Genomic DNA, 14,268 nt, shown 5'->3' on the forward strand with positions numbered 1-14,268 from the left:
GAAGCGGGGCGTGGCTCTCGCCACGCCCCGCCCGTTTCAGCGCAATTTTGAAAGGCGAGGTCAGCCGCGGCCGAACTCGTCCTCGATGCGAATGATGTCGTCTTCGCCGAGATAGGAGCCGGTCTGCACCTCGATCAGCTCGAGCAGGATCTTGCCCGGATTGGAGAGCCGGTGAACCTCGCCCTGCGGAATATAGACGGATTCGTTCTCGCGCAGCGGGATCGTGCGGTCGCCGATGGTCACCTCCGCCGTGCCGCGCACGACGATCCAGTGCTCCGAACGGTGGTGGTGCTTTTGCAGCGACAGCCGCTTGCCGGGCGTCACGAACAGCCGCTTGACCTGGAAGCGCTCGCCGTTCAGCACCGAGGTATAACCGCCCCAGGGGCGATAGGACGTCGGATGCGTCTCGGTCAGCTTCGCCGTCTTCGGCAGGCCCGCAAGATGCTTCACCAGCTTGCCGACATTCTGGCTGTCCTCCAGCCGCCCGACATAGACCGCATCCTCGCTGGCGATGACCGCAATATTCTCCAGCCCCTGCACGGCGACATGGATATCGCGCGAGATGACCAGCGAGTTACGCGTGTCGAGCACCGTCGTGCTGCCGTCGGCGACGTTGCCGGCCTCGTCCTGCCGGCCCGTTTTCCAGACCGAATCCCAGCTACCGAGGTCCGACCAGGAAATCGGCGAGAGCACGACGGCGGCGATCGGCGTCTTCTCGAAGATCGCATAGTCGACGGAGATATCCGGCGCGCGGGCAAAGGCCGTCTCGTCGAGGCGTTCGAAATCGAGGTCGTGATGCGCCTTGGAAACCGCTTCGCTCGCCGCGGCCAGCACCTCCGGCGCATATTGCTGAAGCTCGCGCAGGAAAAGGCCGACCGGCAGCATGAACATGCCGGAATTCCAGAGATAGCCGCCGGCCGCAAGCATGGCCGTCGCACGGTCTGCATCCGGCTTCTCGACGAAGCGGCGCACGGCATGGGCGCCGTTGCCGAGGTCCTCGCCGGTTTCGATATAGCCGTAGCCCGTGGCCGGCTCGCTGGGCGTGATGCCGAAGGTGACGAGGCGGCCGGCGCGGGCGGCAGCGGCAGCCTTGGCGATGCAGTCGAAATAGACGGCATTGGCGTCGATCTCGTGGTCGGAGGCCAGCACCTGCATGATCGCCTCCTCGCCGTGCTTGGCCGCGATCACGGCGGCAGCGGCGGCAAGGGCGGGTGCGGTGTTACGCGCGACCGGCTCCAGCAGGATCGAGGTGAGCGGCACGCCGGCCGCCCGCGCCTGCTCGGCGACGAGGAAGCGGAAATCGGCATTGGTGACGATGACGGGCGGCTCGTACAGCGCCGCGTCGGAAACGCGCGACAGCGTCTTCTGGAAGAGCGTCGTCTCGCCGAGGAACTCGAGGAACTGCTTGGGGGCGGAAGCGCGCGACAGCGGCCAGAGGCGCGTGCCCTTACCGCCGGCCATGATGACGGGTACGATCTTGGTGCTCATTCATTCCATCCTGATGCTGGACCTCGCCTTCATGGCGATGGGCGTTTGACCGCAATCTTGCGCAGGGCCGTAAAGAAAGAGGAAATCGCCTGCAAGTTGCCGACGAAAGAAGCGGCTTTCCCTTCGGTAAGGTAAAGAGGACCTTGTCAGCGCATGCAGGGCAACAAAAAACCCGCCGGAGGCGGGTTCGATGTCTACGCGATGATGCCTGCCATCAGACCGGCATGACGATGCCCTGCAGCGTCGTCAGTTCGGCGAGATAGGTCTCGATGCCGAACTTCTGGTCGTCGGACTTCACATGCTCGAGTTCCTTGCGGGCAACATCGATGCGGCGCGTGATGTCGTCGCTGTTGAATTCGTCGACATGGACGGCCGATTCGGCCAGCAGCGTGCAGCCGGTCGGGATGATGTCGGCAAAGCCGCCGAAGACCACATAGCGGTCCTTCTTGCCGTCGGCCGTCTTCACGGTGACAATGCCCGGCTTGATCGTCGTCATGGTCGGCGCATGGTTGGCCATGACGGTCATCTCACCCTCGGTCGCCGGGATGACGACTTCGCTGACGCTACCGGAAACCAGCAGGCGCTCGGGGGAAACGAGTTCAAAGTTGAAACTGTCGGCCATGACCATTCACTTCTTTTGACTAATCCGGTCAGGAAAGGGCGCCCTGACGGGCGCCCCGATTTCATCAAGCGGCTTCGGCAGCCAGCTTCTTGGCCTTCTCGATGGCTTCTTCCATGGAACCGACCATGTAGAAGGCGGCTTCCGGAAGGTGGTCGTACTCGCCGTTGACGAGGCCCTTGAAGCCCTTGATCGTGTCTTCGAGAGCGACGAGCTTGCCCGGCGAACCGGTGAAGACTTCAGCCACGAAGAACGGCTGGGACAGGAAGCGCTCGATCTTGCGGGCGCGGGCAACGGCCAGCTTGTCGTCTTCCGACAGTTCGTCCATGCCCAGGATCGCGATGATGTCCTGGAGAGCCTTGTAGCGCTGCAGGGTCGTCTGGACTTTACGGGCGACTTCGTAGTGCTCTTCGCCGACAACCATCGGGTCGAGCATGCGCGACGTGGAGTCGAGCGGGTCAACGGCCGGGTAGATACCCTTTTCGGCGATCGAGCGCGACAGAACGGTCGTGGCGTCGAGGTGGGCGAACGAGGTGGCCGGCGCGGGGTCGGTCAAGTCGTCGGCGGGAACGTAGATGGCCTGAACCGAGGTGATCGAGCCCTTGGTCGTGGTCGTGATGCGTTCCTGCATCTGGCCCATGTCCGTGGCGAGCGTCGGCTGATAGCCCACGGCCGACGGGATACGGCCGAGCAGAGCCGACACTTCGGAACCGGCCTGCGTGAAGCGGAAGATGTTATCGACGAAGAACAGAACGTCCTGGCCCTTGTCGCGGAAGTCTTCAGCGATCGTCAGACCCGTCAGGGCGACGCGAGCGCGGGCGCCCGGCGGTTCGTTCATCTGGCCGTAAACGAGAGCAGCCTTGGAGCCTTCGCCGCCACCGTGCTTGTTCACGCCCGATTCGATCATTTCGTGGTAAAGGTCGTTGCCTTCGCGGGTACGTTCACCCACGCCTGCGAACACCGAGTAACCACCGTGCGCCTTGGCGACGTTGTTGATCAGTTCCATGATGAGAACGGTCTTGCCGACGCCTGCACCGCCGAAGAGGCCGATCTTGCCGCCCTTTGCGTAAGGCGCGAGAAGGTCGACGACCTTGATGCCGGTGACGAGGATCTGCGCTTCCGTGGACTGCTCGACATAGGCCGGAGCGTCCTGGTGGATGGCGCGCTTGGCGGAGGTGACGAGCGGGCCTGCTTCGTCGACCGGCTCGCCGATGACGTTCATGATGCGGCCGAGCGTTTCATCGCCGACCGGAACCGAGATCGGAGCGCCCGTGTCGGCGACCGGCTGACCGCGGACGAGACCTTCGGTCGAGTCCATGGCGATCGTGCGAACGGTGTTTTCGCCGAGGTGCTGGGCGACTTCGAGAACGAGGCGGTTGCCGTTGTTGTCGGTTTCCAGCGCGTTCAGGATGAGCGGCAGGGCGCCGTCAAAGGCGACGTCGACGACGGCGCCGATAACCTGGGTGACGCGGCCGGTCGCAGCAGCGGAAGCTACCGGATCGGCAGCCTTCGTTGCCGTCTTGCGCGCAGCAGCCGGCTTCTTTTCGACTGCGGTTTCTTTCGGGGTAGCTGCCTTAGCCATGTATCTTACCCTCTTTGTCCTGGTCCTTAGAGCGCTTCAGCGCCCGAGATGATTTCGATGAGTTCCTTGGTGATCTGAGCCTGGCGCTGACGGTTATAGTTGAGCGTCAGCTTGTTGATCATCTCACCGGCATTGCGGGTCGCGTTGTCCATGGCGCTCATCTTGGCGCCCATTTCGCCGGCGACGTTCTCGAGCAGGGCCCGGAAGATCTGCACGGAAATGTTGCGCGGAATGAGATCGCCGAGGATCGCGCTGGCGTCCGGCTCGTAGTCGTAGATCGCCGTTGCACCGGTCGTTTCGGCAGCGGCCGCGGGAGCGGAAGCCGGAACGAGCTGGAGCGCGGTCGGGATCTGCGCGATGACCGACTTGAACTCGGAATAGAACAGCGTGCAGACGTCGAATTCACCCTGCTCGAAGAGACCGATGACCTTGCGGCCGATCTCGTCTGCATTGGTGAAGCCGATGCGCTTGACTTCGCGCAGGTCGACGCGGTCGACGATCAGCGAAGCGAATTCGCGGCGCAGGATATCGAAGCCCTTCTTGCCCACGCAGATGATCTTGACCGTCTTGCCGCTTGCCAGAAGCTTGCGGGTATGGTCACGCGCCAGACGCGCGATCTGCGAGTTGAAGCCGCCGCACAGGCCGCGTTCGGCCGTGCAGACGACGAGCAGGTGGACATCGTCCTTGCCCGTGCCGGTCATCAGACGCGGCGCGCTGTCGTCCTGGCCGATGTTCGCGAGAACGGCGCTCATGCGCTGCGAATAGGGCCGGGCGGCCTCGGCCGCTTCCTGGGCGCGTCGAAGCTTCGCCGCGGCGACCATTTTCATCGCCTTGGTGATCTTCTGCGTCGCCTTGACGGAGGCGATCCGGTTTTTCAGATCCTTAAGTGAAGGCATCCGTTTTCCGTCCTGTAACACGATCCGGAAGGATCATGCGTCAAATCCAAAGTTCGGGAGCGCCCGCGCGCCTGTCGGCGCGCAGGGCTGGAACCGTCAGCTCAGCCGAAGGTCTTGGCGAAGGCGTCGAGAGCAGCCTTGAGCTTGCCCTTCGTGTCGTCGCTGATCGCCTTTTCGGTGCGGATCGCGTCGAGGATCGACTTGCCTTCCGAGCGCAGGTAGCCAAGCAGGCCCTGTTCGAACTTGCCGACCTGAGCGACCGGAAGCTTGTCGAGGTAGCCGTTGACGCCGGCGAAGATCACCGCGACCTGCTCTTCCGTCTTCAGCGGCGAGAACTGCGGCTGCTTCAGGAGTTCGGTCAGGCGGGCACCGCGGTTCAGCAGGCGCTGCGTTGCGGCGTCGAGGTCCGAGCCGAACTGGGCGAAGGCTGCCATTTCGCGATACTGGGCGAGTTCACCCTTGATCGAGCCTGCGACCTGCTTCATCGCCTTGATCTGCGCGGACGAGCCGACGCGGGAAACCGACAGACCGACGTTAACGGCCGGGCGGATACCCTGGTAGAACAGGTCCGTTTCAAGGAAGATCTGGCCGTCGGTGATCGAGATCACGTTGGTCGGGATGAACGCCGAAACGTCGTTACCCTGGGTTTCGATGACCGGCAGAGCCGTCAGCGAGCCAGCGCCCATGTCGTCGTTGAGCTTTGCAGCGCGCTCGAGGAGACGCGAATGCAGGTAGAAGACGTCGCCCGGGTAAGCTTCGCGGCCCGGCGGGCGGCGCAACAGCAGCGACATCTGGCGGTAGGAAACGGCCTGCTTGGAAAGGTCGTCGTAGCCGATGAGGGCGTGCTTGCCGTTGTCACGGAAGTATTCGCCCATCGCGCAGCCGGCGAACGGTGCGAGATACTGCATCGGCGCCGGGTCGGAAGCCGTTGCGGCAACGATGATCGAGTACTGGAGAGCGCCGCGCTCTTCGAGAACCTTCACGAACTGGGCGACGGTCGAACGCTTCTGGCCGATAGCGACGTAGACGCAGTACAGCTTGTCGCCGTCCGGGCCGTTGTCGTGGATGGCCTTCTGGTTCAGGATCGTGTCCAGAATGATGGCGGTCTTGCCGGTCTGGCGGTCGCCGATGACGAGCTCGCGCTGACCGCGACCGACCGGGATGAGGGCGTCGATGGCCTTGAGGCCGGTCGACATCGGCTCATGAACCGACTTGCGCGGGATGATGCCCGGAGCCTTGACGTCAACGCGGGCGCGCTGCTTGGCATTGATCGGGCCCTTGCCGTCGATCGGGTTGCCGAGCGCGTCGACGACGCGGCCGAGCAGTTCCGGACCGACCGGAACGTCAACGATGGCGCCCGTACGCTTGACGGTGTCGCCTTCCTTGATGTCACGGTCCGAACCGAAGATAACGACACCGACGTTGTCGCTTTCCAGGTTCAGCGCCATGCCGCGGATGCCGCCGGGGAACTCCACCATTTCACCGGCCTGGACATTGTCGAGGCCGTAAACGCGGGCGATACCGTCACCGACGGAAAGCACCTGACCGACTTCCGAGACTTCCGCCTCTTTGCCGAAGTTTTTGATCTGATCTTTGAGAATTGCGGAAATTTCCGCGGCGCGGATATCCATCAGCCGACCTCTTTCAGTGCAAGCTTAAGAGTAGAGAGTTTGGTGCGAAGGGACGTGTCGATCTGGCGCGATCCCACCTTGACGATCAGACCACCGAGAATGGACGGATCCACGGTGACGGCAACCGCCACGTCTTTGCCGGTGACGCCTTTCAGCGCCGCCTTCAATTCGTTTTCCTGCGCTGCGGTCAGCGCATGGGCCGAGGTGACATCGGCCGTGATTTCGCCGCGGGCGCGGGCCGCGATGACGCGGTATGCCTGGATCATGCCGGGAACGGCGAAGAGGCGACGATTCGACGCAACCACCTTGAGGAAGTTTGCCACGAGGCCCGTGATGCCGGCCTTGGCGGCGACGGCGGCAATGGCCTTGGTCTGATCTTCGGCGGAGAAGACAGGGCTGGCGATCAGCCGCTTCAGGTCGTCGCTTTCGTTGATCAGAGCCTGGAAACGGGCAAGATCGGCACCGACACTGTCAGCCGAACCGGCTTCCTGAGCGAGGTCGAAAAGCGAAGACGCGTATCTTTCTGCAACACCGGAAACAAGCTGGGATGTGTCTGCCACGGGCACAAGCTTCTCTTCTTATCATTCAAGACGCAGGGCAGTAGCGAAGCTACGGTCCTAACCACCTGAAATCGTTGCGGTAATCTTCAGTTCCCACAGGCCTTGGCGCCCGCTTTTTCTGAATTTCGCGGTTCGTCTAGCATAGGAAACCCGGACTCGCAACACGCCGGACGCAGGAATGCGCCATAAGTCGGCCACAGTCGGGGCAAAAGTTGACTGCGCGCACTCTGTTCGGCCGCCGGAAAGCGTCAATCGCCTGATTTTCGGGTCAGATGAAGCCGAAGGCGTAGCCCAGCGGCAGGCCGGCAAGCACCGCCTGCACGGCGAGCACGAGAAGGTTCTTCAGCGAGAAGGATCCATCCGACATCAGCGAGAGGATGCGGCCGAAAGCGGCAAGGGTGAACCCGCCGCCGATCGCCATATAGATCCAGCTCTGCGCCATCATCAGCGCCACGATGGCGAGGCCGGCATAAAAGCCGCCGGAGGAGCGGACGAAGGCGAGCCCTTCGCGGCTGGTTTCCTTCGTCTGGAGACCGGCGAGTTTCAGCACCGTGCCGGGAGCGAAGAGCGCGATCAGGCCGAGCAGGCTCGTCACGATGGCCGCGCAGAACGCCAGGAACTCGCCCGTCTCGGTGGGGATGTAGAATTCCATCTCGGCGCCTCTCCCGTCGGTTGCTGCGATTCTCTATCGCACAAGCGCCCGGCGCACTGAAGCGCACGCGCCGACTTCGCACAACTCTTTGTTAACCATGCACTTCACAGGAAACTCTGCGGATCGACATCGAGCTGCACCTGCAGCGAGGCCCGCTCCTTCGGCCCGTTGGCCAGCATGGCGCGCAGGAAGGCCTGCATGTCGCTGCCCCGCCGGCCATGCACCAGAAGGCGAAAACGGTGGCGGCCGCGCACCAGCGCCAGCGGCGCTTCCGCCGGGCCGAGGATGGAAATTCCGTCCGCATGGGGTGCCGCCTGCCGCAATCCGCGCGCATGCGCTTCCGCCTCGCCGCGCGTATCGGCCGAGACGATGACCGAGGCGAGCCGGCCGAAGGGCGGCAGCAGCGCCTTTTCCCGCTCGCCGATCTCGCGGTCGTAGAAGGCCTGCGCATCGCCCGAGACGATGGCCTGCATGACGGGATGGGCCGGCTGGTAAGTCTGGATGAGGCCGTGGCTCTTGAGGCCCGAGCGCCCGGCGCGGCCCGTGACCTGCGAAAGAAGCTGGAAGGTGCGTTCAGCCGCGCGCGGATCGCCGTTGGAGAGGCCGAGATCGGCATCCACCACCCCGACCAGTGACATGAGCGGGAAATTGTGCCCCTTGGCAACGAGCTGCGTGCCGATGACGATATCCGCCTCGCCCCGCGCGATGGCTTCCAGTTCCAGCCGCAGGCGCTTGACGCCCATCAGATCGGAGGAAAGCACGATGGTCCGCGCCTCGGGGAAATGGCGCTCGACCTCCTCCGCGATGCGCTCCACCCCCGGCCCGCAGGCCGCCAGATGATCGAAGGTGCCGCATTCCGGGCAGGCTTCGGGCGTCCGCTCCGCATAGCCGCAATGATGGCACTGGATCTGCCCGCGAAAACGGTGCTCCACCAGCCAGCTCGAACATTGCGGGCACTGGAAGCGATGGCCGCAGACCCGGCAGAGCGTCAACGGCGCATAACCGCGCCGGTTGAGGAAGAGCAGCGCCTGCTCCTCCTTCTCGATGGTGCGGGCGATGCCGCGCAGCAGAACCGGCGAGAGGAAACCGCCTTTTGCCGGCGGATGCCGCCGCATGTCGACGAGATGCAGGTCCGGCAGGGCCGCATCGCCGTAGCGCGTCGGCAAATGGAGCTTGCGGTAGCGCCCGGTCTCGCTGTTGACCCGGCTTTCCACCGAAGGCGTCGCCGAGACCAGCACGGCCGGGAAATCGCCGATGCGCGCGCGCACCACCGCCATGTCGCGGGCATTGTAGAAGACACGGTCTTCCTGCTTGTAGGCCGGGTCGTGCTCTTCATCGACGATGACGAGGCCAAGATTCTCGAAGGGCAGGAACAGCGCCGAGCGCGCGCCGGCCACCACCCGCACATCCCCCGTCGTCACCTGCCGCCACACGCGCTCGCGCATCCGCGGGGCGAGGTCCGAGTGCCATTCGGCGGGCTTGGCGCCGAAACGGTCCTGGAAGCGTTCAAGGAAACTTGCCGTCAGCGCGATTTCCGGCAGCAGGATCAGCACCTGCCGGCCGCGCCGCAACGTCTCGGCGATGGCCTCGAAATAGACCTCCGTCTTGCCCGAGCCGGTAATGCCGTCGATCAGCGAGACGGAGAAGACGCCCTTCTGCACGCTCTCGACCAGTTCCGCCGCACTTTCCGTCTGCGGCCCTTCGAGCCGGGGGGCGACATAATCGGGATCGGGCGCGGCCACCACCGGCGGCGGCGGCAGGAAAACAGTCTCGAAACTGCCCTGCTTGACCAGCCCGTCGATAACGCTCGTCGAGGTGCCGGAGGCATGGGCAAGGCCCGAGCGGGTCCACGCAATGCCGTCCTCGACCAGTTCCAGCACGCGCTCGCGGGCGCTCGTCAACCGTTCCGGCCGGTGGCCGGTGAAGCGCAGCCCCTCGATCATCGGCTCGGGATCGAAGGCCGTCGGCGCGCGTAGCGCCATGCGGGCGACGAGGCCCGGCGGCGTCACCGTATAGGCGGAGACCCAGTCGAGGAAATCGCGCATCTCCCTGGAAAGCGGCGGGCAGTCGAAGACCTTCTCGATGGGCCGCAGCTTTTTCGGATCGACCCTGCCGTCATCGCCGCCGTCCCAGACGACGCCCGGCACCAGCCGCGGTCCGAGCGGCACCTGCACGATGGAGCCCGGCTCGACCGCCATGCCCTCGGGCACGGCATAGGAATAGGGCGCAGGCGTCGGCACCGGCACCATCACGGGCACCGTGCGCGGAAAAAGCCTTTCCCCGAAAAGATTGGTCGAATCGCTGCTCATCGCCCGCGAAGATGCCCCCGCGGCCGTGCGAAGAAAACCGCAAAGATCGCCGCCCCGCTCATTCGTCGTCGTCCATCTCGCCGGTCAGCCGCATCCCGTCGATCCAGGTTGCCCCGTCCTTACGCACGACGCGCCTGGCCCGCACCCCGCAGCGGCTTTCCACCTCCCGCGCCAGCCGCTCCGAATGGGTGACGATCCAGAGCTGGCTCGTGCGGGCGGCGCGCGCGATCATTTCGGCAAGCGCCGGCAGCATGTCGGGATGAAGGCTGGCCTCCGGCTCGTTGAGCGCGATCAATGGCGGCGTGCGGTAGGAGAGCAGCGCGGCGGCGAGCGAGAGGAAGCGAATCTGCCCGTCGGAAAGCTCGCGCGGCTGGAAGACGCGCTGCGGGAAATGCGGAAAGACCAGCCCGTAGGAGGCGAATTCCTCCGGCTCCGGCACGGAAAGCTTCGCCCCGCCGAAGGCATCCGCGACGGCCCGGTCGAGATCGACCGTATCCTGCCGCGTCCAGGCGAGCGTGGCGAAGACCGCCGCCATATTGGCCCCGTCCTCGTCGAGCAGCGGCGCGGTGACGGCAAGGCAGGGCTGGCGCAGCGCCGAATCGCGATCCGTGCGGAAGCCGTGAAAGAACCGCCATTGCGAAACGGCGCGGCGAAAGGTGCCGATCTCTGGATAATGCCCGGCATCGCCGAGCAGCGCGATGGCCGTCTCCGACGTCAGCGCCTGCTCGGGATATTCGGCCATGCGCCCCGTCTCGTTGCGCACCATGATGCCCGGCCCGGACCGCTTCATCACCGTCACCGGCCGGCGGCCCGTCTCGATGGAAAGTTCCTCCGCCTTCACCTGCGGCTCGAAGGCGAAGCCGGCGGAGGCCGGCGGCCTGAGGCCCGCCTCGATGCGGTAGCGGAAGGTGATCGCCCGCTCCTCGTCCATCAGCTCGGCCTCGAGCCTGATGCGCACCGGCTCGTTCGGCCGGCGCTTGCCGGTCCACAGCGCCGATCCCATGCCGCCTTCCGCCGCGATCTCGTTGGCGAAGGTGCCACGCACCGCCGCCTGCACCAGTTGCAGCGAGCGATAGAGGTTGGACTTGCCGGCCCCGTTTTCCCCAACGAAGAGGTTCACCCGGCCGAGATCCATGCGGATCGAACGGAGCGAGCGGTAGTTTTCGGCGGACATGGAGCGCAGCAGCATGAATTGACCCGGATTCGAAAAGAGAGCCGTCTCTATACAGCCCACCGTGTCTAGAGGAAGGCGATACTCCTTGCCCAGCCCGGAGGAAGAACGTTAGCAAATCCTTAAGCGGAAACCGCCATCCTGCCCCGAACATCAGAGACAGGACATGACGGAACTTCTCATCATCGCCGACCAGACGCTCATGGACGAGCGGCAGGGCTGGCTCAGCGCCCTTGCCGAGGAACGCCGGCTTTCCGACAACACGCTGGACGCCTATGAGCGCGACACGCGCCAGTTCCTCGCCTTCCTGACGCAGCATATCGCCGCCCCCGCCCGGCTGAAGGACATCGGCGCCCTGCGCCCGGCGGACCTGCGCGGTTTCCTCGCCGCCCGCCGCCGTGACGGCGCGGGTTCGCGCACGCTCGGCCGCGGCCTTGCGGGCCTGCGTTCCTTCCTGCGCCATCTGGAGCGCAAGGGCCTCGCCAATGCCGCCGGGGCGACCGCCGTTCGCTCGCCGAAACAGCCGAAATCGCTGCCGAAGCCGCTTTCCGACAAGCAGGCCATCGCCGTCGTCGATGCGCAGGAACAGCTTGCCGAAGAACCCTGGATCCGCACGCGCAACGCCGCCGTGCTGACCCTTCTCTATGGCTGCGGCCTGCGTATTTCCGAGGCCCTGTCGCTGACCCCGGCGGACTTTGCCGGCAGCCCCACCTCCCTGCGCATCACCGGCAAGGGCGACAAGACGCGCATCGTGCCGCTGATCGCCCAGGCGCGAACGGGTGTCGAAGACTGTATCAGGCTCTGCCCCTTCCAGCTTGCGGAAGACAAGCCGCTCTTCCGCGGCGCGCGGGGCGGCCCCCTGCAGCCGGCCATCGTCCAGCGCGAGATGCAGAAGCTGCGCGGCGCGCTCGGCCTGCCGGACAGCGCCACGCCCCATGCGCTGCGCCATTCCTTCGCCACGCATCTTCTGGCCGGCGGCGGGGACCTGCGCACCATCCAGGAACTGCTCGGCCATGCCAGCCTTTCCACCACGCAGGTCTATACCGGCGTCGATTCGGCGCGCCTGCTCGAAATCTACGACCGCGCCCATCCCCGCGCCTGATCCCGTTAAGGGATTATGAGGAAGAGGACGCTAGGGTCCGCCCGAAAATGCAGGGAGTTCGACCATGATAGTCCTTCTTCACAAAAGCCGTGAAGCGCTCGCCGACCGGCTGGCCGATACCGGGCTGTGGCTTCTCGCCGCGATCAACGTGCTCCTCGCACTCTCCTTCCTCGTCGTGCTGGCGGCCCTTTCGCCGGCCAACGCCCAGGAAACGCCCGCCTGCGGCGGCGAGAACCTGCTTACGCAGCTTGAGAAGGACGATCCCGCCGCTTTCGCGAAGCTGCGCGCCGAAGCCGACGCCGTACCGAACGGCCGGGCCATCCTCTGGAAGATCGAAAAGGACGGCAGGCCCCCCTCCTGGCTGCTCGGCACCATGCATGTGACCGATCCGCGCGTGCTCGCCATGCCCGAGACCGCGCGCACCGCCTATGCCGCCGCCGGCACGGTCATCGTCGAATCGGACGAGATCGCCGACGAGAAGAAGGCCAGCGTCGCGATCATGGCGCACCCCGACCTCACCATGTTCACCGACGGCAAGTCCATCACCGATTTCCTCGACAAGGACGACGCCGCAAAGCTGACGGAAGGCCTGAAGAGTCGCGGCCTTTCGCTCGCGGCCGTCGCCCGCATGAAGCCGTGGATGATCGCCAGCTTCGTCGCGCTGCCGGCCTGCGAGATCGCCCGCAAGACCGCCGGCGCCGCCTTCCTCGACCAGCGCCTCGCCAAGGACGCGCTTGCCGAGGGCAAGACCCTGAAGGGCCTCGAAACCCTGATCGAACAGATTTCCGCCCTCGATTCCCTGCCGCTCGAACCCCAGATCCAGGGCCTCGTGCAGACGGTGGAGCTGGGCGACAAGCTGGAAGACGTCATCGAGACGATGAGCCAGCTCTATCTTGCCGGCGATACCGGCATGATCATGCCCATGATGCGCGCGGCCGGCCCCGAGACAGGCGACGATGCCTATGCCGATTTCGAGCAGCGCATCATCGTCGACCGCAACCACATCATGGCGGACCGCGCCGCGCCGATCCTCGCGGAGGGCAATGTCTTCATGGCCGTCGGCGCACTGCACCTGCCGGGGCCGGAGGGCGTTGTCGAGCTGCTGCGCAGGAAGGGCTTCACGGTCACCGCCGTGAAGTGAGCACCCGCTCGCCGATGCCGGACAGCATCCGGCGCACGATCAGCTTGTGGAACGGCATGACGGCGGCAAGATAAAGCCGCCCGAACAGGTTGTTGCGCTGGACGAGCGTCATGACGGAAAGGGTCTGCCCGCTCGGCCGGTCCTGCCGCACGTCGATGACAATGCGGAAATCGAGGTGCCGGTCATCGAAGCCGAGCACCACCCGGTCGTCGCTGACACTGACGACGGGAAATCCGCCGATCTCCGCATCCGAGGTCTTCACCTCCGCCGCCGCCCCTTTGAGGCCGAAAGGCGCGACAAGAGCGTTGCGCAGCACCATCAGCTTGCGCACCCAGCCCGGCGGATGCTCCAGCGCCAGCCGCGCCGCCTCCCGCGCCGTCAGATTGCCGACCGGCAGCCCGAGCGTGAAGCGATCCGCCCAGTCGGCGGCGGGAAGGAGGGGATGGGGGAGCGAGACGGGCCGCGAGACGGGAGACATGAAGACCTTCCTTTAAGGCCTTCATGGTGCCCCCGTTCGGGCGGGGAAGACAGGCGGCCGGTTGTCGCAGTCGCTATCCGTCCGGGAAAAGGATCGCCTCGACATCCTGCGCGCCGTTCAGGATATGCAGCACCTGCACCTGCCCATCCGCAACGCGGTAGAAGATCAGATAACGCCCATGCACGAGGCGGCGGACACCATGACGCTCGTAACGCGGCACAAGCGGAAAGGCGTCAGGCGTTATGGCAAGCGCTCCACATCGGACAAGCAGCTCCTGCACGAAGCTGAGCGCCCGCGCCGGATTATCGCGGGCGATGTAATCGCCGATCGTTTCGAGGTCCCTCTCCGCTTCCCGTGAGAGGACAACGATCATGAGGCGCTGCGCCCCGTCATCCGGCCATATTTCGCAGCCAGCCGTGCCGCCACATCTTCCGCGGAAGACAAACGCCCGGCCTCTGCGTCCTCCAGCCCCCTGGCAATGGCAGCATCCAGCGCGACCAACCGCTTCTCGCGCTCCTCGACGAGCCGCACGCCCTCGCGGAGCACTTCGCTGCGCGAATTGTAGCGACCCGTTCGCACCAGGTCGGCGACATAGTCTTCAAGATGCTTGCCGAGATTTGCGCTGCTGGCCATGGCGAC

The 14,268-nt window shown here is 65.1% G+C and carries 14 protein-coding genes; 2 read left to right on the forward strand and 12 right to left on the reverse strand.

Annotation, left to right across the window (positions count from 1 at the left end; all coding sequences use genetic code 11):
- Positions 1-60: 60 nt before the first annotated feature.
- The 9 genes from MOE34_RS18320 to MOE34_RS18360 all read right to left on the reverse strand — a co-directional run bounded on the left by MOE34_RS18320 (position 61) and on the right by MOE34_RS18360 (position 10,926).
- A complete protein-coding gene (locus tag MOE34_RS18320; protein ID WP_160787084.1) occupies positions 61-1,488 on the reverse strand; it encodes a mannose-1-phosphate guanylyltransferase/mannose-6-phosphate isomerase in 1,428 nt (475 codons plus the stop codon).
- Between the two features lie 214 nt (positions 1,489-1,702).
- Positions 1,703-2,110 carry a F0F1 ATP synthase subunit epsilon gene (locus tag MOE34_RS18325; protein WP_160787085.1) on the reverse strand — a complete coding sequence of 136 codons (408 nt, stop codon included), beginning with the start codon at positions 2,108-2,110 and terminating at the stop codon, positions 1,703-1,705.
- A 64-nt stretch (positions 2,111-2,174) separates the two neighbouring features.
- Entirely contained in the window at positions 2,175-3,689 is a 1,515-nt protein-coding gene (gene atpD / locus MOE34_RS18330) for a F0F1 ATP synthase subunit beta (RefSeq protein ID WP_160787086.1), read from the reverse strand.
- 26 nt (positions 3,690-3,715) lie between these two features.
- The gene (locus tag MOE34_RS18335; protein ID WP_160787087.1) at positions 3,716-4,585 is read right to left on the reverse strand and encodes a F0F1 ATP synthase subunit gamma; all 870 of its coding nucleotides are present in this window, start codon (positions 4,583-4,585) and stop codon (positions 3,716-3,718) included.
- A gap of 101 nt (positions 4,586-4,686) precedes the next feature.
- On the reverse strand, positions 4,687-6,216 hold the full coding sequence (gene atpA, locus MOE34_RS18340) for a F0F1 ATP synthase subunit alpha (protein WP_160787088.1): 1,530 nt from the start codon (positions 6,214-6,216) through the stop codon (positions 4,687-4,689).
- Positions 6,216-6,782, reverse strand: a complete 567-nt coding sequence (locus MOE34_RS18345; protein ID WP_160787089.1) for a F0F1 ATP synthase subunit delta — start codon at positions 6,780-6,782, stop codon at positions 6,216-6,218. Before MOE34_RS18345 ends, atpA begins: the two co-directional genes overlap by 1 nt.
- Positions 6,783-7,044: 262 nt before the next feature.
- Positions 7,045-7,428: a DUF4345 domain-containing protein gene (locus MOE34_RS18350; protein ID WP_160787090.1), complete on the reverse strand. Its 384-nt coding sequence runs from the start codon at positions 7,426-7,428 to the stop codon at positions 7,045-7,047.
- A 104-nt stretch (positions 7,429-7,532) separates the two neighbouring features.
- Positions 7,533-9,737, reverse strand: a complete 2,205-nt coding sequence (locus MOE34_RS18355; RefSeq protein ID WP_160787091.1) for a primosomal protein N' — start codon at positions 9,735-9,737, stop codon at positions 7,533-7,535.
- A 58-nt stretch (positions 9,738-9,795) separates the two neighbouring features.
- The gene (locus MOE34_RS18360) at positions 9,796-10,926 is read right to left on the reverse strand and encodes an AAA family ATPase (RefSeq protein WP_160787092.1); all 1,131 of its coding nucleotides are present in this window, start codon (positions 10,924-10,926) and stop codon (positions 9,796-9,798) included.
- A 148-nt stretch (positions 10,927-11,074) separates the two neighbouring features.
- On the opposite strand from MOE34_RS18360, the gene MOE34_RS18365 reads away from it, so the two are divergent.
- Both MOE34_RS18365 and MOE34_RS18370 read left to right on the forward strand, forming a co-directional pair.
- Entirely contained in the window at positions 11,075-12,010 is a 936-nt protein-coding gene (locus MOE34_RS18365; RefSeq protein WP_160787093.1) for a tyrosine recombinase XerC, read from the forward strand.
- A gap of 64 nt (positions 12,011-12,074) precedes the next feature.
- A complete protein-coding gene (locus MOE34_RS18370) occupies positions 12,075-13,151 on the forward strand; it encodes a TraB/GumN family protein (RefSeq protein WP_160787094.1) in 1,077 nt (358 codons plus the stop codon).
- Here the strand turns inward: MOE34_RS18370 and MOE34_RS18375 are convergent.
- The 3 genes from MOE34_RS18375 to MOE34_RS18385 form a co-directional block, all read right to left on the reverse strand.
- Positions 13,135-13,629 (reverse strand): DUF2867 domain-containing protein, encoded by a 495-nt coding sequence (locus tag MOE34_RS18375; protein ID WP_160787095.1) that lies wholly within the window; start codon positions 13,627-13,629, stop codon positions 13,135-13,137. The two genes, MOE34_RS18370 and MOE34_RS18375, sit on opposite strands and share 17 nt — an antisense overlap.
- 73 nt (positions 13,630-13,702) lie before the next feature.
- On the reverse strand, positions 13,703-14,002 hold the full coding sequence (locus tag MOE34_RS18380) for a type II toxin-antitoxin system RelE/ParE family toxin (protein WP_160787096.1): 300 nt from the start codon (positions 14,000-14,002) through the stop codon (positions 13,703-13,705).
- Positions 13,999-14,262 carry a type II toxin-antitoxin system ParD family antitoxin gene (locus tag MOE34_RS18385; RefSeq protein ID WP_160787097.1) on the reverse strand — a complete coding sequence of 88 codons (264 nt, stop codon included), beginning with the start codon at positions 14,260-14,262 and terminating at the stop codon, positions 13,999-14,001. Before MOE34_RS18385 ends, MOE34_RS18380 begins: the two co-directional genes overlap by 4 nt.
- Between the last annotated feature and the right edge of the window lie 6 nt (positions 14,263-14,268).

The sequence above is a fragment of the Shinella zoogloeoides genome, from assembly GCF_022682305.1.
GTDB lineage: Bacteria > Pseudomonadota > Alphaproteobacteria > Rhizobiales > Rhizobiaceae > Shinella > Shinella zoogloeoides_B.